17 protein-coding genes are annotated in these 20,420 nt (G+C 71.5%); 10 read left to right on the top strand and 7 right to left on the bottom strand.

From position 1 onward, the window contains the following. Nucleotides 1-4 precede the first annotated feature (4 nt). The 4 genes from ACFY2Q_RS02435 to ACFY2Q_RS02420 all read right to left on the bottom strand — a co-directional run bounded on the left by ACFY2Q_RS02435 (nucleotide 5) and on the right by ACFY2Q_RS02420 (nucleotide 4,266). Nucleotides 5-973 carry a serine/threonine protein kinase gene (locus ACFY2Q_RS02435; protein ID WP_387126781.1) on the bottom strand — a complete coding sequence of 323 codons (969 nt, stop codon included), beginning with the start codon at nucleotides 971-973 and terminating at the stop codon, nucleotides 5-7. Then, nucleotides 970-1,722 carry an NUDIX domain-containing protein gene (locus ACFY2Q_RS02430; RefSeq protein ID WP_387126779.1) on the bottom strand — a complete coding sequence of 251 codons (753 nt, stop codon included), beginning with the start codon at nucleotides 1,720-1,722 and terminating at the stop codon, nucleotides 970-972. Before ACFY2Q_RS02430 ends, ACFY2Q_RS02435 begins: the two co-directional genes overlap by 4 nt. A 97-nt stretch (nucleotides 1,723-1,819) precedes the next feature. After that, a complete protein-coding gene (locus ACFY2Q_RS02425) occupies nucleotides 1,820-2,899 on the bottom strand; it encodes a MaoC family dehydratase (protein WP_387126777.1) in 1,080 nt (359 codons plus the stop codon). Continuing rightward, entirely contained in the window at nucleotides 2,899-4,266 is a 1,368-nt protein-coding gene (locus ACFY2Q_RS02420; protein WP_387126775.1) for a 3-oxoacyl-ACP reductase, read from the bottom strand. The genes ACFY2Q_RS02425 and ACFY2Q_RS02420 overlap by 1 nt, the downstream gene beginning before the upstream one ends. Before the next feature lie 55 nt (nucleotides 4,267-4,321). On the opposite strand from ACFY2Q_RS02420, the gene ACFY2Q_RS02415 reads away from it, so the two are divergent. The 4 genes from ACFY2Q_RS02415 (at nucleotide 4,322) to purB (ending at nucleotide 9,775) form a co-directional block, all read left to right on the top strand. Then, on the top strand, nucleotides 4,322-5,614 hold the full coding sequence (locus ACFY2Q_RS02415; protein WP_387126773.1) for an acetyl-CoA C-acetyltransferase: 1,293 nt from the start codon (nucleotides 4,322-4,324) through the stop codon (nucleotides 5,612-5,614). An 82-nt stretch (nucleotides 5,615-5,696) separates the two neighbouring features. After that, on the top strand, nucleotides 5,697-7,484 hold the full coding sequence (locus ACFY2Q_RS02410; protein WP_387126771.1) for a sugar ABC transporter permease: 1,788 nt from the start codon (nucleotides 5,697-5,699) through the stop codon (nucleotides 7,482-7,484). A 96-nt stretch (nucleotides 7,485-7,580) separates the two neighbouring features. Further along, on the top strand, nucleotides 7,581-8,222 hold the full coding sequence (locus ACFY2Q_RS02405; protein WP_387126769.1) for a hypothetical protein: 642 nt from the start codon (nucleotides 7,581-7,583) through the stop codon (nucleotides 8,220-8,222). Nucleotides 8,223-8,350: 128 nt separating this feature from the next. Then, nucleotides 8,351-9,775 carry an adenylosuccinate lyase gene (gene purB, locus ACFY2Q_RS02400; protein ID WP_387126767.1) on the top strand — a complete coding sequence of 475 codons (1,425 nt, stop codon included), beginning with the start codon at nucleotides 8,351-8,353 and terminating at the stop codon, nucleotides 9,773-9,775. Between the two features lie 59 nt (nucleotides 9,776-9,834). Here the strand turns inward: purB and ACFY2Q_RS02395 are convergent, their stop codons facing one another. Then, nucleotides 9,835-10,398, bottom strand: a complete 564-nt coding sequence (locus ACFY2Q_RS02395; RefSeq protein WP_387126765.1) for a YbjQ family protein — start codon at nucleotides 10,396-10,398, stop codon at nucleotides 9,835-9,837. Between the two features lie 24 nt (nucleotides 10,399-10,422). After that, nucleotides 10,423-11,106 (bottom strand): S1 family peptidase, encoded by a 684-nt coding sequence (locus tag ACFY2Q_RS02390; protein ID WP_387126763.1) that lies wholly within the window; start codon nucleotides 11,104-11,106, stop codon nucleotides 10,423-10,425. A 353-nt stretch (nucleotides 11,107-11,459) separates the two neighbouring features. Between ACFY2Q_RS02390 and purS the strand changes: the two genes are divergently transcribed. The 4 genes from purS to ACFY2Q_RS02370 all read left to right on the top strand — a co-directional run bounded on the left by purS (nucleotide 11,460) and on the right by ACFY2Q_RS02370 (nucleotide 15,837). Then, nucleotides 11,460-11,723, top strand: coding sequence for a phosphoribosylformylglycinamidine synthase subunit PurS (gene purS, locus ACFY2Q_RS02385; protein WP_053651986.1), 264 nt, complete (start codon nucleotides 11,460-11,462; stop codon nucleotides 11,721-11,723). After that, a complete protein-coding gene (gene purQ, locus ACFY2Q_RS02380) occupies nucleotides 11,720-12,403 on the top strand; it encodes a phosphoribosylformylglycinamidine synthase subunit PurQ (RefSeq protein WP_387126761.1) in 684 nt (227 codons plus the stop codon). The genes purS and purQ overlap by 4 nt, the downstream gene beginning before the upstream one ends. 67 nt (nucleotides 12,404-12,470) lie before the next feature. Continuing rightward, nucleotides 12,471-15,077 (top strand): phosphoribosylformylglycinamidine synthase subunit PurL, encoded by a 2,607-nt coding sequence (purL, locus tag ACFY2Q_RS02375; RefSeq protein WP_387126759.1) that lies wholly within the window; start codon nucleotides 12,471-12,473, stop codon nucleotides 15,075-15,077. Continuing rightward, nucleotides 15,046-15,837, top strand: coding sequence for a 2-phosphosulfolactate phosphatase (locus ACFY2Q_RS02370; RefSeq protein WP_387126757.1), 792 nt, complete (start codon nucleotides 15,046-15,048; stop codon nucleotides 15,835-15,837). Before purL ends, ACFY2Q_RS02370 begins: the two co-directional genes overlap by 32 nt. Nucleotides 15,838-16,062: 225 nt before the next feature. Here ACFY2Q_RS02370 and ACFY2Q_RS02365 read toward each other — a convergent pair whose 3' ends face one another. Then, nucleotides 16,063-18,159: a carboxypeptidase-like regulatory domain-containing protein gene (locus ACFY2Q_RS02365; RefSeq protein WP_387126755.1), complete on the bottom strand. Its 2,097-nt coding sequence runs from the start codon at nucleotides 18,157-18,159 to the stop codon at nucleotides 16,063-16,065. Between the two features lie 160 nt (nucleotides 18,160-18,319). Between ACFY2Q_RS02365 and ACFY2Q_RS02360 the strand changes: the two genes are divergently transcribed. Together ACFY2Q_RS02360 and purF are read left to right on the top strand one after the other, a co-directional pair. After that, nucleotides 18,320-18,673 carry a sterol carrier family protein gene (locus tag ACFY2Q_RS02360; protein WP_387126753.1) on the top strand — a complete coding sequence of 118 codons (354 nt, stop codon included), beginning with the start codon at nucleotides 18,320-18,322 and terminating at the stop codon, nucleotides 18,671-18,673. Between the two features lie 168 nt (nucleotides 18,674-18,841). Further along, complete coding sequence (purF, locus tag ACFY2Q_RS02355) at nucleotides 18,842-20,380, top strand: amidophosphoribosyltransferase (RefSeq protein WP_387126751.1); 1,539 nt, start codon at nucleotides 18,842-18,844, stop codon at nucleotides 20,378-20,380. The last annotated feature ends 40 nt before the right edge of the window (nucleotides 20,381-20,420 follow it).

Here is a 20,420-nt window from a genome sequence, read left to right as displayed (position 1 = left end):
CTCCTTAGGGGGTGAGGGTGAAGGGTCGGAAGGTGCGTGGCCCGTAGAGCCGGTCCAGCACCTGGTCGAATTCGCGCAGCAGGCGCCACGCGTCGTCGGGCCGGTCCTTGAGGAAGCGCTGCCGGCAGCCCTCGGCGAAGGTGAGCAGCTCGCGCGGCGCGTCGCGGTTCAGCAGCCAGGTCATGCAGCCGGTGGCCATCCAGATGTCGGTGCCCGGCCCGCACTGCCGCTTCTGGAGGACCTCGGGCGGATACCAGTCCTGGTGGTCGGGAACGATCGCGGGGACCGTGCCGCCGACGGGGGCGGAGAAGCACCAGTCGACGAGCACCACGCCGTGGGCACCCGGCTCGATCAGCACGTGCTGCGGCAGGACCGCGCCGTGCACGATGCCGGCCCGGTGGGCGAGGCCGAGCGCCACGAGCAGCCGGCGCCACATCCACGCCACGTCGCGGGCGTCCAGCCCGTTGGGGTACGCGCGCCGCACCACGTCGAGGTCGTGCAGGCCGGGCGCGGTGGCGAGCACGTTGATCCGCCGTTCGGCGCCGGTCGCGGCGTCCCGGTGCGCGAACTCGTCGACGAGCCGGGGCACGTACGGCAGGTAGCGCGGGTCGCCGTTCCTGGCGATGGTGTGCAGGGCGTGTGCCTCGCGGGCCATGAGGTCGTTGTCGGTGGGCCGTCGGGGCAGCTTGAGCAGCCTGTCCTCTCCGACGTCGTAGAGGTCGGCAAGGTCACCGGAGTGGGCAAGTGCGCCGAGGCGGTAGTCGCCGAGGATGGTGACCTGCCGGGCCTGCCACCGGGTGGTGACCTGGATGAACGCCTCGGTGGCTTCGGCGCGTACTCCCGGGTCGGCCAACCGGTCGGGGTGCAGGGCCGCGACCAGCTCGCGGTAGCGCCGGGCGGGTTGGTCGGTGCCGAACAGGTCGGCGTCGGTGCGGGCGGCCGTGACCAGGCGGATCGCCTCGGCGGTCCTCATCGCACGGTCTCCTCGCGGGCGGGCCGCAGCAGGGCCGGGTGCAGCAGCCGGGCGTCGCCGGCCCGGTAGAGCCGGGCGCGCGGGCCGCCCCGGGTGCCGCCGCGTTCGGTGCTGGCGCCTGTGCTCTCCACGAAGCCCGGCACGGAGAGCACCTTGCGGTGGAAGTTGCCGGCGTGCAGCGGGTGACCCCAGACCGTCTCGTAGACGGCGCGCAGCTCGCTGATGGTGAACTCGGCGGCGAGGAAGCGGGTGGCGAGCGGTGTGTATTCGAGCTTGGAGCGGGCGCGCTCCAGCGCGTCGTCGATGATCCGGCCGTGGTCGAAGGCGAGCTGCCGGCTGGTCAGCGCGGTCACCGGCAGCCAGATCGCCGCGTCGGCGTCGCTGCCGGCGGCCGGGTCCGGCAGGTCGGGGGCGAACGCGAGGTGCGCGACCGAGACGATGCGCATCCGCGGGTCGCGGTCAGGGTCGCCATAGCTGCCCAACTGCTCCAGGTGTACGCGGCGCAGCCCCTCACCGCCCAGCCCGGTCTCCTCGGCCAACTCCCGACGGGCCCCTGTGGCCAGGTCCTCGTTGGGCTGGACGAAGCCGCCGGGCAGCGCCCAGTGCCCCTCGAAGGGTGGCTGACCCCGCTGGATCAGCAGCAGGTGCAGGGCGCCGTCGCGGATGGTCAGCGCCACCACGTCGGTGGTCACGGCGACCGACGGGTAGGCCCCTGGGTCGTACGCCTCCAGGAACTCCTGCTCGTTCATCGCGTCACCCTCACTTTGAGAACATCTCGTTGTGAGAACAACCTAGCTTATGAAAACGCCCCTGCCAAGCCCGGAATCCGGTTTCGGCAGGGGCGCGTCAGCGCAGGAGGCCCACCAGGTGCGGTCGGCCACGCGAGTCGTGCAGGGCGAAACCGTCGTCCGGCAGCAGGGCGAAGCTCACAGTGGTCGGCAGCGGCACGGGAAGCTTGAAGGCGACCTCGACTGTGTACGCGTCCGGTAGCCGGCTCTCCAACGCCGCGAGGCAGCGCGCCTTGCTCCACATGCCGTGCGCGATCGGCCGACGGAAACCGAACAGCCGCGCCCCGAGCACTGACGTGTGGATCGGGTTGTGGTCCCCGGAGACCCGCGCGTACGCCGTGCCGATGCGGGGTTCCACGCGCCAACGGGCCGTGCCGGCCGGCGCCTCGGTGCGCTCGCCCCTGTCGCGTCGCTCGCCGCCACCGGGCGTGCGCTCCCGAGCCAGGTACGTCGACACGCCGCGCCAGACCTCCTCCCCGGCCACCGAGCCGACGAGCACCACGTCCACCTGCCGCCCCCGGTCGTGCGGGCGCAGGTCCTGGGCGTACGTCGTGAAGTCGAGGGTCTCGTCGGCGGTGATCGGGCGGTGCACGGTGATCCGGTTGCCGACGTGCACCAGGCCGGTAAGCGGCATGGGGAAGTCCGGCGCGGTCATCAGTCGCAGGGTCAGCGGGAAGCCCATGACGTGCGGAAACGTCGCAGGCAGCCGATCGGTGAGCCGAAACCCGCAGACCCGGTCGTAGTCGGCCAGATGTGCCAGGTCGACTGTCACCCCGCCCGTTGCCACCTCGACCGCCGGCAGGTCGGGCCCGCGCCGCCCACTGCCGAGGCCCGGCAGCGCACCGAGCAACGCGCGCCGGTACAGCGCGCCGGCCGCCGGCATCCGGGGCAGCTCGATGCGCTCCCTGGTGCCGGTGGCGGCGCGGTTGGCCGGTTCCGCGCCGGTGAGGTCGCGGGTCGCCTCGGCCGCGGCGGCGGTCAGGTCGTGTGTCTGCTCGACGCTCAGATCGTGACCGGAGCGCGCCGGCCGGCGGATCGCGTCCAGGGTCTCCCGCGTCAGGATCTCGGTGGGACCGTCGATCAGTTCGTGGACCGACAGGTCGTCCGGGTCCTCGGTGGGCTGTCCTCTCCGCGCCATCACGCCCCCAGCAGGCTCTGGCCGCAGACGCGTACGACGTTGCCGCTGACCGCGCCGGAGGCCGGCCAGGCCAGCCAGCCGATCGTCTCGGCCACGTCCACCGGCAGACCGCCCTGCGCCAGGCTGTTCATGCGTCGACCGGCCTCGCGGACCACAAGCGGGATGCGCGCCGTCAGGCGGGTCTCGATGAAGCCGGGGGCCACCGCGTTGACGCTGATCCCCCGCTCACGCAGGGCCGGGGCGAGGGAGTCGACAAGCCCGATCACGCCTGCCTTGCTCGTGGCGTAGTTGGTCTGCCCCCGGTTGCCGGCGATCCCGGCGATCGAGGAGACCGCCACGATCCGCCCGCCGGCCGGGATCAGCCCCCGCTCCAGCAGGACATCGTTGATCCGCTCCTGGCTGGAGAGGTTGACGTCTATCACCTGGTCCCACCGGTCGGCGTCCATCCGGCCGAGCGTCTTGTCCCGGGTGATGCCGGCGTTGTGCACCACCACGTCCACGCGGCCCTGCCGGCCGGCCAGGTGGTCGGCGAGCCGGGTCGGCGCGTCCGGCGTGGTCAGGTCGAGTTGCACTGCCGTACCGCCGATGTCGTTGGCCACCGCCGCGAGTGCGTCCCCGGCGGCAGGGATGTCCAGTGCCACCACCTGTGCGCCGTCGCGGGCCAGGACCCGGGCCAGCGCCGCGCCGATGCCCCGGGCCGCGCCGGTGACGAGCACGACCTGCCCGTCCAGCGGGCGATCCCAGTCGGTCGGTGCGCTCGCCGTGCCGTCGCCGACCCTGATGACCTGCCCCGACACGTACGCGGAGCGGCCGGAGAGGAGGAATCGGAGTGTCGATTCGAGGCTCGTACGGGTGCCGGCGTCACTGGCGTCGCCTGTCACGTAGACGAGTTGCGCGGTGGTGCCCCTGCCGAACTCCTTGCCGATGCTGCGCACGAGCCCTTCGAGAGCGCGCTGGGCGGTCGCCTCGCGTGGGGTCGGGCACTCCGACGGTGGGGTGCCGAGCACGATCACCCGGCCGCTGGGCAGCACGGACCGCGCCTGCGGGTGGAAGAAGTCGTAGAGCTGGCGCAGGGCGGTCGAGTCGGTGATTCCGGTGGCGTCGAACAGCAGCGCCCCGTACCGCTGGGGGGTGTCGCCGGGGGTGGTGGTGGCCTGGTCGGCCAGCTCGACCCCGGCGGCGGTCAGGATCTTGGCGACCGGCTCGGCGAGTCGGCTGCCGGTGGCCGCGCCGAGCAGCGCCGGCCCGGGCAGCAGCGGGTCACCGGGCTGGTGTCGGCGCAGTCGCGGCGGGTCGGGCAGCCCGAGGCGCTTGACCAGCGCGCGGCCGGCGGCCGATTGGACGAAGCTCGCGTACTTGTCGGTCATGGGCGTAGCCTACTGGCGAGTAGGGTTGGTGCAACACATCTCAAGGAGGCGGATCGTGCAAAGCATCCGACGGGTCGCGGTCATCGGCGGCAACCGCATCCCCTTTGCCCGTTCCAACTCCCGCTATGCGGACGCGTCCAACGCGGACATGCTCGGCGCGGCGCTTGACGGCCTGATCGCCCGGTATGGGCTGGCCGGGCAGCGGGTCGGCGAGGTGGTCGCCGGTGCGGTGCTGAAGCACTCCCGCGACTTCAACCTCACCCGTGAGGTGGTGCTCGGCTCGCGGCTCGACCCGCACACCCCGGCGTACGACATCCAGCAGGCGTGCGGCACCGGTCTGGAGGCCGCGATCCTGGTCGCCAACAAGATCGCCCTCGGCCAGATCGACGTGGGTATCGCCGGCGGCGTCGACACCACCTCGGACGCGCCGCTGGCCGTCAACGAGGACATGCGGCGCACGCTGCTCAAACTCAACTCCGCCCGGACGCTCGGCGAGCGGATGAAGATCGCCGCGAAGCTGCGCCCGCTCCAGCCGTTCAAGCCGGAGATCCCGCGCAACGCCGAACCACGTACCGGCCTGTCCATGGGGGACCACGCCGCCCAGACCGCCCTGCGGTGGCAGATCGACAGGCGGTCCCAGGACGAGCTGGCGCTGCGCTCACACAAGCGCCTGGCCGCCGCGTACGACAAGGGCTTCTTCGACGACCTGATGACGCCGTACCTGGGGCTCACCCGCGACCAGAACCTCCGCCCGGACACGAGCGTCGAGAAGCTCGGTTCGCTCAAGCCGGTCTTCGGCACCCGTGGCCCGGACGCCGAGCACGCAACGATGACCGCCGGCAACTCGTCGCCGCTCACCGACGGCGCGTCCACAGTGCTGCTGGCCAGCGAGGAGTGGGCCGCCGCGCACAACCTGCCCGTGCTGGCCTGGTTCAGCTGGTCGGAGACGGCCGCTGTGGACTTCGTGCACGGCGACGAGGGGCTGCTGATGGCCCCCGCGTACGCGGTGCCCCGCATGCTGGCCCGTGCCGGGCTGACGTTGCAGGACTTCGACTACTACGAGATCCACGAGGCGTTCGCCTCCCAGGTGCTTGCCACCCTCGCCGCCTGGGAGTCGCCGGAGTTCTGCAAGGACCGGCTCGGCCTGGACGCCCCGCTCGGTGCGATCGACCGGGAGCGGATCAACGTCAACGGCTCGTCGCTGGCCGCCGGGCACCCGTTCGCCGCCACCGGCGGGCGGATCGTGGCGACCCTTGCCAAGTTGCTGGCCGAGAAGGGCGGCGGCCGAGGGCTGATCTCCATCTGCGCGGCCGGCGGTCAGGGCGTGACGGCGATCCTGGAGCGCTGACCGACGCTTCCTAGATCGTGATGCGTGCATGGGAGGGCTAGCCTGACCCCGCCCTTCCCCATGCCCTGGAGGATCAAGCCCGATGTCGACCACCCCGATGTCTACGTCCGGTCCGCAGGCTCGTTTCGCCGTGCCGCCCCCTCGGCCGCCGTCGGGGGGCGTCCGGCTGAGTCGGACGGCCCAGATCATCACCGGCCTGGCGCTTGTCGTGCCGGCCGCCGTCGCCCTGCTCTGGTCGTACGTCATTCCGTCGATCAGCACCCTTGTGGACAGTTTTGGGCCAGCAAGACTGGTGCCGAACCGCCGCAGCCAAGCCTCCGATGGCGGCCTGGACAACTACCGAGAGATTGCCGCGTCGGGATTCCTCGGTGACCTGGTCTACGTGCTGCTGCTCGCACTGGTACCGGTGCTGCTCGCGCTGATCGTCGCCCCTGCGCTCGCGCTCGCGGCGGAGCGGGCTGGCCGGGTGCCGAGACTTGTCACCCGGGCGCTGCTGGCCGTGCCGCTGGCCGCCTACGCCCCGCTCGCCGTGGGGACGGCGCGGACGATGGAACAGGCCGGCACCGGCCCGGGGAAGACCTCCGCCATCAGTACGGTGGCGCTGCTGCCCGCCGGGCTGGTGATCGCGATCGGTGCCACAGTCTTCCTCGCCGTGTGGTGCCGCCGCCCCCACGGCAGGTCCCTGCCGGCGGCCCTGGCCGCCGGCGGCGTGCTGGCGCTTACCGTCGTCGCGGTGACGATGCAGTCCTGGTCCCTCCAGTGGCCCGTCGTCGCCCAGTGGGGGCAGAACAGAACTCCGTTGCTGGACGTCTACCAGCAGACCTTCGTCCTCGCCCAGACCGGTGTCGGCGCTGCCGGCAGTGCGGTGCTGTTGGTGCTGCTGGGAACGCTCGGCCTCCTCGCCGTCGCCCTGCTTCTGCTGACCCGTACGCGGATCGCCTTCACCGGTTGGCGCGACCGCCCGGCGGAACCGACCCGTGCCGTGCGGAGTCCTGTCGCACTCGGCCTCCTGGTGGTGGGGCTGCTGGCGTTCGTCGTCGTGCTCGCGTACGTGTTGACGCCGTGGCTGCGGCTGCTCACCGCCGACGTGGCGCCGCTGCCCCGGGGTGTCACCGCCGGCCAAATTCAGGTCAACACCTGGCTGCCACCGCTGATCTCGACGGTGATCGGGGTGGGCCTCGCCGCGCTGGCCGGATTTGCGATCGGTGGCCTGCGCCCGCTGGGCCGGGCCAGCGAGCTTCTCCTGCTGCCCTTCGCACCCTGGCTCTTCGTCGGCGTCGGCCCACTCGCGGGTGCCCACTACCTCCGGGTTCGTGAGGCCGAGCAGTTGGACACCTTCGCGGCGCTGATCCCGCCGAGCTGGCTCTCCGTCCCCGCGCTCGTGGTGTTCACCCTGTTCTTCAGGGGCCAGCGGGAACGTTGGGAGGGCGGCGGCCGGTTCACCTCGACGATGCTGCTGCCCGCCCTGCCGATGGTGGCCGGGGCCGGGCTGCTGACCTGGTTGGTCGCCGCGCAGGACTGGCTGTGGCCGCGCCTGGTCGTCGCGCAGAACGGGCTGTGGCCGGCGCCGAATTTCCTGCTCTACCGGCTCCGGGGGCAGTTCGGCGCTGAGGACACCGCGCAGGGGGACCTGGCTCAGATACTGCCCTTGCCGATGCTGCTGTTGTTCCTGCTCGCCTTCCTGGCGTTGCAGTTGCTCTACCTCGACCGGCTCGTCATCCTGGCGGGCCGACAGGATGACGAGCCGCACGCCGGTGCCGGGCCTACCGGTGCCGCAGCTACCGGTGCGATGCCTGCCGGTGTCGCGGCGGCGTCCCTTCCGCAGACCGACCAGAACGACGTCACGGAACGGGATCCGCGGCAGTCCTGAACGGCTCGCGCAGGCGGGGCGGCGTTGTCAGGGCTTCCTATCGTGGTGTGGGACCGCTCGGACGTCATGATGGCGGCGCCCTGTCGAGGAGAGTTCATGTCCCGTCACGCGCTACTTCGTACCACTGTCGTTGCTCTGGCCGTCGTGCTGGCGGCCGGCGGCTGTAGCTCCACCGCGACGAGTTCCGTGGATTCCGCGGCGACCACGGTGCCCACCGACCCGGCGAACACGCCCAGCGCCGACGCCGGCACGATCACCGACGCCGCGACGCCGAGCGGTGACCCGAAGGGCGGTGGCTCCACGGGCGGTGGCTCCACGGGCGACGGCTCCACGAGCGGTGGTGGCTCCACGAGCGGCCAGCCGGGCGGCGGCACCTCGACCGGCGGCGACAGCGGCCAGTCCGGTACGAAGGCGAGCGGGCCGGTCATCAGCTACTTCCGGGTGACCGCCAAGCCGCGCTGCCCGGCCGGCACCAGCGCCAACCCGATCGCCGGTAGCGGGGTGCGGATGGAGTGGCGGGTCAGCAACGTCACAGCGGTGGCCCTGTCGATCGACGGTGGGGGCATCTACCGCGACGACTACCCGGCGACCGGTAGTGAGGAGTTCACCTTCCCCTGCTCCGGCGGGGAGGGCGACATCCAGAAGCACACCTACACGTTGACGGCACGCAACGCGCACGGCACGCAGACGAAGACGATCGTGGTGACCGCCCCGGTGCACGACATCCCGGAGGTCTGACGAGCGCCCGACCTCCGCTACAGCCCGGCCCCGGCCGGGCTGTAGCGGGCAGGGGCCGTCCTCGCCGGGATGCCGCACAGCCCTGCCCGACCAGGTCGCCCGTTGTCGGGTAGGCGAGAATGAGGCACGTGACGACGATCCCGAACGTGCTGGCCAACCGGTACGCCTCACCCGAACTTGTCGCCCTCTGGTCCCCGGAGGAGAAGGTACGGATGGAGCGGCGACTCTGGCTCGCCGTGCTCCGCGCCCAGCGTGACCTCGGCGTGGCCGTGCCGGACGGCGTGGTCGAGGCGTACGAGCGGGTGCTCGACCACGTCGACCTCGCCTCGATCGCCGAGCGGGAGCGCGTCACCCGGCACGACGTGAAGGCCCGGATCGAGGAGTTCAGCGCGCTCGCCGGCTTCGAGCACGTGCACAAGGGGATGACGTCCCGGGACCTCACCGAAAACGTCGAGCAGTTGCAGGTGCGCGCCTCGCTGGAGCTGGTCCGGGACCGGGTGGTCGCCACCCTCGCCCGGTTGGCGTGGCTGGCCCACGAGCACTCCGAGCTGGTCATGACCGGCCGTTCGCACAACGTCGCCGCGCAGGCCACCACGCTGGGCAAGCGGTTCGCGTCGGCGGCGGAAGAGCTGCTCATCGCGTACGAGCGGCTGGAGGAGCTGATCGCCCGCTACCCGCTGCGCGGGATCAAGGGGCCGGTCGGCACGGCAGCCGACCAGCTCGACCTCTTCGACGGCGACGCCGACAAGGTCGCCGAGCTGGAGCGTCGGGTCGCCGAGCACCTCGGTTTCTCCCGTGTGCTGGACAGCGTCGGGCAGGTCTACCCGCGCTCGTTGGACTTCGACGTGCTTGCCGCGCTGGCGCAGACCGCCGCCGCGCCGTCGTCGCTGGCGACCACGATCCGGTTGATGGTCGGCCAGGAGTTGGTCACCGAGGGCTTCAAGCCGGGCCAGGTCGGCTCCAGCGCGATGCCGCACAAGATGAACACGCGCTCGTCGGAGCGGGTGAACGGCTTCGCGGTGATCATCCGGGGTTACCTGTCGATGGTCGGTGAGCTGGCCGGTGACCAGTGGAACGAGGGGGACGTGTCCTGCTCGGTGGTCCGCCGGGTGGCCCTGCCGGACGCGTTCTTCGCCGCCGACGGGCTCTTCCAGACGTTCCTCACAGTGCTCGACGAGTTCGGCGCGTACCCGGCGGTCATCAACCGGGAGTTGGAGCGGTTCCTGCCGTTCCTGGCCACCACCAAGATCCTGGTGGCGGCGGTCCGGCGTAGTGTCGGCCGGGAGGTCGCGCACGAGGTGATCAAGGAGCACGCGGTAGCGGTGGCGCTCGCCATGCGCGAGAAGGGCGCCCCGGAGAACGACCTGTTCGACAGGTTGGCGGCGGACGGCCGGCTGGGCCTGTCCCGCGCCGACATCGACACCCTGGTCGCCGACCGCACGGCCTTCGTGGGCGCCGCCCCCGCCCAGGTGGCAGCACTGACCCGCCGAATCACCAAGGTGGTAGAAACCCACCCAAACGCCGCAACCTACTCCCCGCCCCCCATCCTCTAAGCCCACCCGGCCCCGCCGAGGCGAGGGCGGGGCCAGGCGCAGGGCCAGGGCCGGGGTTGTTACTCGCCGGTGGGGGTTTCTGCTGCTGTGCGGAGGGTGGGGGCGCTCGCGGGTTCGGCGATGCCGCCGGGCGACTCCGTGAAGCCCGGGTCGTGTGCCGTGCCCGCGGCGACCGCCGGCTGGTCGGCCGGCATGACCTCGGGCATCTTGGGTACGGCGACGACGGCCGTGCCGTACGCGCAGATCTCCATCCACATCTCGCCGCAGTCCCGGCTGTCGAACCGCATGCCGATCACGGCGTTCGCGCCGAGCCGCAGGGCCTCCTCGCCGAGGCGGGCCACCGAGTCGGTGCGCCACCGGGTGAGGTTGTCCGGCGCCATCGGGTCGTACGCGCCACCGCGCAGGTTCTTGACCCCCTCGCGGTACGGGTTGCGCGTCCTGGCCATCGATGACACCACCTCACCGAGAATCTGTCGGATCTCGTAGCCGGGCAGTTGCTCCGTCGTCACGACCAGCACGGTTCCGATGCTGTCAGGAGTGGGGCGACCCGATCGTGTGCATTGTTCACCTGATCGGATGCTGCAAAACGACGCGGCGCGGACGGCCGGAACGAGCCCGACCATCCGCGCCGCGCGGGGCGGTAACCGTCAGACACCGGCCGTCGAGGTGATCCAGGCCCGGTTGTACGCGACACTGCCGTAGTTCTGGATGCTGGAGCCGTCGGCCGTGGAGGCCACGCCGACCTGCTGGTTGTTGTAGAACTGCGGGCCGCCCGAGTCGCCCCGCCAGGCGTTGCCGTTGATCCGGGTGCTGCGGATGGCCTGCCCGCCGTACGCGTCGGTGGCGCTGTTGCTTGTCACCCGGACGGTGGCCGTCTTGAGTTGGCTGGACGCGGAGCAGCCGCTGTAGCAGGTCATGCCCCAGCCGTAGATCGAGTTGGTGGAGCCGACCGGCGGGTTGCTGCTGGCCAGGCTCACCGTCGAGGTGCTGACAGTGCTGGAGAGCCGCATGAGGGCCAGGTCGTTGCGGGTGTAGGTGGCGCTGACGGTGCGGGTGACGCCGCCGGAGGCCCGGTAGACGCTGCCGACGCGTACCGACATGGTGCCGCTGATGCAGTGCCGGGCGGTGAGCACCCACTGCGGTGCGATCACGCTGCCGGAGCAGGTGAACGAGCCGTTGCTGAGCACCGCGGCGGCCCAGGGCGCGGACGAGACGGTGCCGCCGCCGATGATGGGTTGCGGGCCGGCGGGGGCGGCGACCGCGCCGGAGGCGCTGCCGAGGGCGCCGGCGAGCGCTACGCCGAGCATGGCGAGCAGGGGACGGATGCGCATCGAGGACTCCTTGGACGGGGCGGACCCGGGGTCGCCGGGTGCGGGAGGACGCCGAGGGAGGTCGCCGTCGGCGCCGGAATCGAGTTGCGTCGATGTACGGTAGGCCGATTGGCTGTCGTTTTCAAGAATTCGATCGAGGCAGCTCAATGTAACGGTTCGGCTACCCGCAGCGCCGAATATGCCCTGGTGGGAGCGCGTGTCCCGCGTCGACACCCGGTTCGACCGACAGTAATGTTGATCACTGCCTGAACTGCGCCCGGCCGGTGCGTCCGCGACGGTAACTGCCAGGTACGCTGGCTGCGCTCGCCCGTTGTGGGTCGGCACCCAACTGCGTACACAGTCAGGAGTGCCCAGTGCCTCGCGTCGTCGTCGACGTCATGCTCAAGCCCGAGATCCTCGATCCGCAGGGCCAGGCCGTCGCAAACGCGCTGCCCCGGCTCGGCGTCAGCGACGTCGCCTCAGTTCGGATCGGCAGGCGGATCGAGATCGACTTCACCGGTGAACCGGACCTGGACCGGGCCCGGGAGATCGCCGACAAGTTGCTCGCCAACCCGGTCATCGAGGACTTCACCGTCCGCCTGGTCGAGGCCGACGAGACCGCGGACGCCCGCTCGTGACCGCCCGGGTCGGTGTCGTCACCTTCCCCGGCTCACTCGACGACGGGGACGCGGCCCGTGCCGTCCGGATTGCCGGCGCCGAGCCGGTCCGGCTCTGGCACGGTGACCCGAGCCTGCACGGGGTCGACGCTGTCGTGCTCCCCGGCGGCTTCTCCTACGGTGACTACCTGCGCTGCGGCGCCATCGCCCGGTTCGCGCCGGTGATGGAGACGATCGTGGACGCCGCCCAGGGTGGCCTGCCGGTGCTCGGCATCTGCAACGGCTTCCAGATCCTCTGCGAGGCGCACCTGCTGCCGGGTGCGCTCACCCGCAACCAGCACCTGCACTTCCGCAACCGGGACCAGATCCTGCGCATCGAGTCGGCCGGCACCGCCTGGACCAACGCGTTCCAGCCCGGCCAGGAGGTGCTCATCCCGGTGAAGAACGGCGAGGGCTGCTACGTCGCCGACGCCGCGACGCTGGACCAGCTCGAAGCCGAGGGTCGGGTGGTCGCCCGCTACGTCGGCGGCAACCCCAACGGGTCGATGCGCGACATCGCCGCGATCACCAACTCCGCAGGCAACGTCGTCGGCATCATGCCGCACCCCGAGCACGCGGTGGAGGCGCTCACCGGCCCCTCCCTGGACGGCCTCGGCTTCTTCACCTCGGTCCTCAAGCACCTGGTGGGGGCTCCGGCATGACCGGCGGCACGATCATCGGTCAGCTCAATCGCCGGCCCGGTGGGCACGAGCGCAGCGAGGAGAGGTCATGACCACCCATCCGGACCCGGTACGGGACACACCGGAGGCATACTCCGCTCCCGCTCAGCCGGCGGCCGACTGGACCGACGGCGTGGACACCGTCCCGCGTGCCGACGGCACCCCGGGCGAGCTTCAGCCGTACACCGAGCTGGGCCTCCGCGACGACGAGTACGACCGGATCCGGCAGATCCTCGGCCGCCGGCCCACCCAGTCCGAGCTGGCGATGTACTCGATCATGTGGAGCGAGCACTGCTCCTACAAGTCGAGCAAGGTGCACCTGCGCCAGTTCGGTGAGAAGGCCCCGCCCAGCGACCGGATGCTCGCCGGCATCGGTGAGAACGCCGGTGTCGTGCAGATCTCCGATGAGTTGGCGGTGACCTTCAAGGTCGAGTCGCACAACCACCCGAGCTTCGTCGAGCCGTACCAGGGCGCGGCGACAGGTGTCGGTGGCATCGTCCGGGACATCCTCGCCATGGGTGCCCGCCCGGTCGCGGTGATGGACCCGCTGCGCTTCGGTGCGGCCGACCACCCGGACACCGCCCGGGTGCTCACCGGCGTGGTCGCCGGCGTCGGCGGCTACGGAAACTGCCTGGGCCTGCCCAACATCGGTGGCGAGCTGGTCTTCGACCCCTCCTACCAGGGCAACCCGCTGCTCAACGCGCTCTGCCTGGGCGTGCTGCCGGTCAGCCGGCTCCAGAACAAGGCCGCCGCTGGCCCGGGCAACGTTGTCGTGCTGATGGGCGCCAAGACCGGCCGCGACGGCATCGGCGGCGTCTCGGTGCTGGCCAGCGCCACATTCGACGAGGGCAGCGAGGCACGCCGCCCCGCAGTGCAGGTCGGCGACCCGTTCACCGAGAAGCTGCTGATCGAGGCCTGCCTCGAGCTGTACGACGGCCAACTCGTCGTCGGCATCCAGGACCTCGGCGGTGCCGGTCTGACCTGCGCGCTCACCGAGACCGCCGCCGCGGCCAGCACCGGCATGCGGGTCTGGCTGGAGCGGGTTCCGCTGCGCGAGCCCTCGATGGACCCGCACGAGATCCTGGCCAGCGAGTCGCAGGAGCGGATGCTGCTCGTCGTCGAGCCGGACAAGCTCGAAGCGGTGCTCAAGACCTGCGAGAAGTGGGGCGTCCTCGCCACCGCGATCGGTGAGGTCACCGCACCGGAGCCGGACGGCAGCCCGGGTCGACTGCTGATCACCTGGCACGACCACCTGGTCGTCGACGTGCCTCCGGGCTCGCTTGTCGACGACGGCCCGGTCTACGCCCGGCCGATGCGTGAGCCGGCCGACCTGATCCTGCTCCAGGCCGACCGGGCCGAGACGCTGCCCCGACCGGCCGACCCGGAGGCGCTGCGGGAGACCGTGCTGCGCATGATCGCGTCGCCGAACCTGGCCGACAAGAGCTGGGTCACCGAGCAGTACGACCGCTACGTGCTGGGCAACACGGTTCTCGCCCAGCCGGAGGACGGCGGCGTGATCCGGATCGACGAACGGACCGGTCTCGGCGTGGCGCTGTCGGTGGACGGCAACGGCCGTTACGCCCGACTGGACCCGTACAACGGCACCAAGCTGGCCCTGGCCGAGGCGTACCGGAACGTGGCGGTGACCGGCGCGAAGCCGATCGCCGTGACCGACTGCCTCAACTTCGGCTCGCCGGAGGACCCGGGCGTGATGTGGCAGTTCGCCGAGGCCGTGCGCGGCCTGGCGGACGGCTGCCTGGAGCTGGGCATCCCGGTGACCGGCGGCAACGTCAGCTTCTACAACCAGACCGGCGCGGCGGCCATCCACCCGACCCCCGTGGTTGGTGTGCTGGGTGTGCTGGACAACGTCGCCGACCGGGTGCCGATGGGCTTCGTGCCGCGCGCCGGTGGCGACCACGACCAGCTCTACCTGCTGGGCGAGACCAACGTCGAGCTGTCCGGTTCCGAGTGGGCCTGGGTGACGCACGAGCACCTCGGTGGCATCCCGCCGCAGGTCGACCTTCTCCGCGAGAAGGCCCTGGCCGAGCTGCTGGCCGAGGCGGCCCGGGTGGGTCACCTGGCCTCCGCGCACGACCTGTCCGACGGCGGCCTGGCCCAGAGCCTTGTCGAGTCCTGCCTGCGGCGTGGCGTCGGTGCCCGGATCGCGGTGCCGGAGCAGTTCGCCGAGGGCTCGATGCCGTTCGTCTACCTGTTCAGCGAGTCCGCCACGCGGGCGCTGGTGTCGGTGCCGCGCGGCCACGACAAGGCGTTCGCGGCGCTCTGCGCCGAGCGGGGGGTGCCGTTCGAGCTGATCGGCGTCACCGACCCGTCCGGCGGTGCGCTTGAGGTGCACGGCCAGTTCCGGATCGGCCTGGACGAGCTGCGCGCCGCGCACACCGAGACGTTGCCGCGCCTCTTCGGCGGTGCCGCTGTCGAGGTGTCCGCGCCGGCCGCTGGCGTGGCGGGCGCGGTCGAGGCCGTACCGCTGCCTGTCGCATCGGACGCGGAGGTCGCGCCGGTGGACGCGGCCGAGGTGGTCTCCGAGCCGATCGCCTCGTCGGGCCCCTCCCCGGAGACCGGCGCTGTCGAGCCGATCGGGCCGGGGTCGTCCGAGTCTGACTCCGGTGTCACCGACCCGTCACCTGACGAGCGCTGAGGCGTTGGCGGCGGCCGTCTACGGTCAGCACGGATCGGGTGCCCGATTCGACTGGGGGTTGACGGGCGCCGCCGAACTCGGCCGGGTCTGCGCGGCCCTGGTGGTGGTGGACGTCCTCTCGTTCACCACCGCTGTCGAGGTGGCGGTCGCTCGCGGAATGCGGGTGCACCCCTTCCCTTGGGGGGAGCAGGCCGCCGAGTATGCGATGCGGCTCGGTGCGGTCGCCGCGGTAGGCCGCCGGCAGGTGACGGCCGACCATCCGTGGTCGCTCTCGCCGGCCGCGCTCACCACCGCCCCGGTGGTGTCAGACCTGGTGCTGCCGTCGCCGAACGGCTCCGCGATCAGCGCGGCAGCCAGCGCCACCGGGCTGCCGGTGGTCGCGGCGTGCCTGCGTAACGCACCCGCCGTCGGGCGATGGCTGCGCAGCCAGGGGTACGGCACGACGGACGCCCCGATCGGCGTGATCGCCTCGGGGGAGCGCTGGCCGGACGGGTCTCTGCGGCCGTCGGTCGAGGACCAGTTGGGCGCGGCAAGCGTGCTCGACGCTCTCTCCGGTGTCCCGGGCGGGCTCTCCGTGGAGGCGGCCATGACGCTCGCCGCGCTGGCAAGCATCCCCGACGTTCCCGCCGCGGTGCGGGGAAGCGTGTCCGGCCGGGAGTTGTCCGAGAGTGGCTTCGCCGAGGACGTGGCGGTCGCCGTGCAGGTCGGCGCGTCGACAGTCGTCCCGGTCCTCCACCACGGCGTGTTCTCCGCCGCCTGATCGGCGATCCGCCTGCCTGGCGGTCCGCCTGGCCGCTGCCGGGCGCTGATCAACACGACATCGGCGACGTTGGTGTATCCGAACGCCTGGGATACCCCTACTTCACCGACGTCGAGTGGACCTTGCGGCGTGGGCGTGCTTGTCGAGGTGCGGCCCGTGTCTCGGCAACGAGAACGGCCACCCGGAACTCCGGGCGGCCGTTCTCACTGCGCGGTGTGTGGCGGGTCAGTCGTCCAGCCAGTCGAGGCGTCGGCCGCCCCGCTCGGTCGGCGGCGGGCTGTCCGGCCGGGCCCGCCCCTGCTGGTCGTAGCCGGCCTGGTTGTAACCGGCCTGGTCGTAGCCGGCCTGGTCGTAGCCCCGGTCGTCGTAGCTGCCGCGCTGCTGCGGGGGTTCCTGGCCGTACCCGCCACGTTGCTGCGGCGTCTCCTGCCCGTAGCCACCGCCGGCCGGCTGGCCGTAGCCGCCCTGCTCGTACCCGCCGCCCTGCTGGCCGTAGCCGCCCTGGTCATAGCCGCCCTGGTCGTAACCCCCGCGCTGCTGCGGAGTCTCCTGACCGTAGCCGCCCTGGTCGTACCCGCCGGCCGGCTGGCCGTAGCCACCCTGCTCGTACGCGTTGGTCTGCTGACCGTAGCCACCGGTCGGCTCGGCCGTCCGTCCTCCGCCGTACGGGGCAGCGTCCGGCTGGCCGTAGCCCTGGCCCTGCTCCGGCTGGTAGACGCCTGTCGCGTACGGGTCGGCCGGGGCCGGGTACTGCGTGCTGTCGCCGGTGTACCGGCCGGTCGGCTCGTCGAAGCGCTCACCACCGGCGGGAGCCGGTGGGTAGCCGGCCGCCCCGGCCGGGGCGGTGTAGTCGCGACTGCCGTAGCCACCGCCGGAGGCCGGTGCGTTGCCGTAGCCGCCGCCGGGCGCAGCGCCGTAGCCCGCGCCGGAGCCGGGTGCGGCACCGTAGCCAGCACCGGAGCCGGGCGCGGCGCCGTAGCTGTCACCGGCCGCGCCGTAGCCGCCGTCGGGGGTAGCCGCCGTGCCGTAGCCGCCGCCCGAGGCCGGTGCGTTGCCGTAGCCACCGGCGCCGTAGCCACCAGGCGCGGGCTCGTCGCCGTAGCCGGCGCCGCCCCAACCCTGCTGGCCCGCCGCGCCGTACGGCTGTGCGGGCGCGGCGTACGGGTCCGGCGGCACGTCGTCGACGACCGGGCGGTGCATCATCGTCGGCGCCTCGCTCAGGGCAGTGCCGCCGACCATCGTCGGATCGGGTCCGCCGCCGGGCCGGTTGACCACCCGGGTCTGGTCTTCGGCCCCGCGGAAGCCGCCCCGCGCCGCCGGCACCGCGCCGGCCGCGCCGGCAGCCGCCGGCTCGTCATCGTCGTCGCCGCTCTCCTTGCGCCGCATCCAGAGCAGCACGATCGTGCCGACACCGGCCGCGACGAGCAGACCACCGAGCAGGATGATCAGGTACGAGCCGATACCGCCGCCGTCGTCCTCGTTGGCGGCGTTCGCCGGGGCGGCCGGGGTGGCCTCCTCGGAGGGCTGCTCCTCGGCACCCTCATCGGCAGCCTCGTCCTCGGGAGTGGCCTCAGGCGTGGGGGATGGGGTGGCGCTCGGCGTCACCTCGACCTTGATCTCCAAGCTGATGCGCTGCCCGGTGACGGCCTGGCCCGCGTTCGCGTTGAAGCTCTTGACCGCGTTGATGTTGTTGGACGACGCGCCCACGTCGATCCGACCAGGGGTGATCGGCTTCTGGGAGCTTCCGGTGAACCGGAAGTTTCCGCTGTCATCGCTGATCGTGTCGTAGCGGTGGCCGGCGCTGTCCTGGAGGATCACGATCGCGTTCGGCACCGCGTCGCCGTTCGCCTTCACGACGACCTTGCCTGCGACAGACTTCACAGTCTGGTTCTGCGGCGGCGTCGGCGGCGCGGCCGCCCTGACGGTGACACGCAGCGTGCGGGAGTCGTTTCCGTTGCCTTCTACTCGGATTGTCGCCCGAGTGCCGTTGGCCGCTGATGCGTTGCCAGCCGCCGTCAACGTCAACGGCACTGGTTGTGCATCTGGCGCACCGGCCGGGAAAGTGATCTCGCCGCATCCTCCGCAGCTGACCCCGTCAGGAAGGCCGGTGATGTTGATATTGGCGGAGCTTTCACCCGGGTCCGGAGTTACCTCGACCTTCACCGTGACGGCACCACCACCTGCATCGACGGTGACGGCACCGTCAGCCTGTGTGATTCTGGCGGCCGCGGCTGGTGTTGCGGGGACGGTGAGCAGAGCGCCGGCAACCAGCGCTACGACCACACCGGCCCGCTGCTTCCAGGCACGTCGGTGTGTTGACACGTCCACCGCCTTCCGGGCTGACTTCCCTTGGCCGGCGGGGCGCCGGGCCGGGGATCATCACGGTTCGAATACGCCGTCGGCCACTATGCCTTGTCTAAGTGGATCGGCGCGACCCAGGGCCAACGTCGAGCGCTCCGGCTAAGGGTCGTATCGTCCCGTCGTGTCCTCTCCGCACAGTAAGTCCGCCGCCGTAGCAGCGGCTCTGTCGGCGCTTGACGAGGGGCGTACGGCCGAACGGCCGGTACTCCGAGAAGCGGTCCGGTCGTTGTTGGCCGTCCTCGCGGAGCGCGCCCCCGGCCGATCGGTGGAGGTGCGCGTACCACCATACGGCGCGATCCAGTGCGTGCCCGGCCCCCGACACACCAGGGGAAACCCGCCAAACGTGGTCGAGATGTCCCCGGTGACCTGGTTGGAGCTGGCCAGCGGCCGGATCGGGTGGGACGAGGCCGTCACCGACGGTCGCGTCCAGGTGAGTGGGATTCGGGCGGACATCTCGACGTATCTGCCCCTCTAGCTGCCCGAATGACCGGGTGAGCATCACGCACCGCAGGGAAATCGTGACTATCTGTATTGACACCGATTCGCGTACACTGTCAGGCGACGACAGTGGTCCCGGCCGAGGAGTGTGGATCCGCCCCGTGATCCCCGCCAGGCCGGTCCAGACCAGCATGAGGGAGCGGTAGTGCCCCGAGGCGACGGCCGGCTGAGCCACGACCTTGATCCCCAACGACCTGGCCCCCAGGACGCCTGTGGCGTCTTCGGTGTCTGGGCCCCCGGCGAAGAGGTTGCCAATCTGACCTACTTCGGCCTCTATGCCCTGCAACACCGTGGCCAGGAGGCCGCAGGCATCGCGGTGAGCGATGGCTCCGGAGTGGTGGTCTACAAGGACCTCGGCCTGGTGGCCCAGGTCTTCGACGAGCCCACCCTCGCGAGCCTGCGCGGCCACCTGGCCATCGGGCACGCCCGATACTCCACGACCGGCGCCTCCAACTGGGAAAATGCCCAGCCGACCATTCGGTCGACAAGCTCCGGCACGACGATCGCGTTGGCCCACAACGGCAACCTGGTCAACACCGCCGAGCTGGAGAAGGAGGTCGCCGAGCGCGGCCTTGTGGCGGACGGCTCGACGAACGACACCTCGCTTGTGACCATGCTGCTGGCCAGCCGTCCGGACCTGTCGGTCGAGGCGGCCGCACTGGAGGTGCTGCCGCAGCTGCGCGGGGCGTTCAGCTTCGTCTTCATGGACGAGTCGACGCTCTACGCGGCCCGCGACGCGCACGGCGTACGCCCGCTTGTGCTCGGCCGGCTGGAGCGTGGCTGGGTGGTGGCCAGCGAGACCGCCGCGCTGGACATCGTCGGCGCCAGCGTGGTGCGCGAGGTCGAGCCCGGTGAGCTGATCGCGATCGACGAGGAGGGGCTGCGCTCCACCCGGTTCGCGGCGCCGGAGCCGAAGGGCTGCCTCTTCGAGTACGTCTACATCGCCCGCCCGGACGCCACGATCGCCGGGCGCAATATCCACTCGGCACGGGTGCAGATCGGTCGACAGTTGGCCAAGGAGCACCCGGTCGAGGCTGACCTGGTGATCCCGGTTCCCGAGTCGGGCACACCGGCCGCGATCGGTTACGCCGAGGCGTCCGGCATCACCTACGGCGCCGGCCTGATGAAGAACCCGTACGTCGGGCGCACCTTCATCCAGCCGTCGCAGACCCTGCGCCAGCTCGGCATCCGGCTCAAGCTCAACCCGCTGCGGGAGAACGTGCGGGGCAAGCGGCTGGTGGTGGTGGACGACTCGATCGTCCGCGGCAACACGCAGCGGGCCATCGTGCGGATGCTGCGCGAGGCGGGGGCGCTCGAGGTGCACGTCCGGATCTCGTCTCCGCCGGTCAGTTGGCCATGCTTTTACGGCATCGACTTCGCCACACGGGCGGAGCTGCTGGCCAACGGGTTGGACAACGACGGCATTCGGCGTTCCATTGGCGCCGACACGCTGGGCTACGTCTCGCTTCCCGGCCTGATCGCCGCGACCGAGCAGCCGAAGACCCGACTGTGTCGGGCATGTTTCGATGGGGAGTACCCGATCGAGCTGCCGCCCGGCAACCTGATCGGCAAGCACGTGCTCGAAGGGGTGGGTCGGCGGGTCGCCAACGAGGCGCCGGAAACCCCGCACAGCAACGGCTCGCTCGTCGCCACTCCGGCTGGCGTGACCGCCAACCGCCCGTAGCACCAACCGGCGCGGCCGGCCATCGCCGGTGCGGCACCGA

Source organism: Micromonospora sp. NPDC000316 (assembly GCF_042898885.1).
Lineage (GTDB): Bacteria > Actinomycetota > Actinomycetes > Mycobacteriales > Micromonosporaceae > Micromonospora.
This window is presented reverse-complemented; position numbering and strand designations above follow the sequence as displayed.

What these genes read in the sequence shown, in the direction of transcription:
- ACFY2Q_RS02395 (WP_387126765.1), bottom strand. Translation starts at nt 10,398, where the DNA reads ATGGTCGGGCTCGTTCCGGCCGTCCGCGCCGCGTCGTTTTGCAGCATC.
- ACFY2Q_RS02425 (WP_387126777.1), bottom strand. Translation starts at nt 2,899, where the DNA reads ATGGCGCGGAGAGGACAGCCCACCGAGGACCCGGACGACCTGTCGGTC.
- ACFY2Q_RS02435 (WP_387126781.1), bottom strand. Translation starts at nt 973, where the DNA reads ATGAGGACCGCCGAGGCGATCCGCCTGGTCACGGCCGCCCGCACCGAC.
- ACFY2Q_RS02420 (WP_387126775.1), bottom strand. Translation starts at nt 4,266, where the DNA reads ATGACCGACAAGTACGCGAGCTTCGTCCAATCGGCCGCCGGCCGCGCG.
- ACFY2Q_RS02410 (WP_387126771.1), top strand. Translation starts at nt 5,697, where the DNA reads ATGTCGACCACCCCGATGTCTACGTCCGGTCCGCAGGCTCGTTTCGCC.
- purL (WP_387126759.1), top strand. Translation starts at nt 12,471, where the DNA reads ATGACCACCCATCCGGACCCGGTACGGGACACACCGGAGGCATACTCC.
- ACFY2Q_RS02405 (WP_387126769.1), top strand. Translation starts at nt 7,581, where the DNA reads ATGTCCCGTCACGCGCTACTTCGTACCACTGTCGTTGCTCTGGCCGTC.
- ACFY2Q_RS02430 (WP_387126779.1), bottom strand. Translation starts at nt 1,722, where the DNA reads ATGAACGAGCAGGAGTTCCTGGAGGCGTACGACCCAGGGGCCTACCCG.
- ACFY2Q_RS02390 (WP_387126763.1), bottom strand. Translation starts at nt 11,106, where the DNA reads ATGCGCATCCGTCCCCTGCTCGCCATGCTCGGCGTAGCGCTCGCCGGC.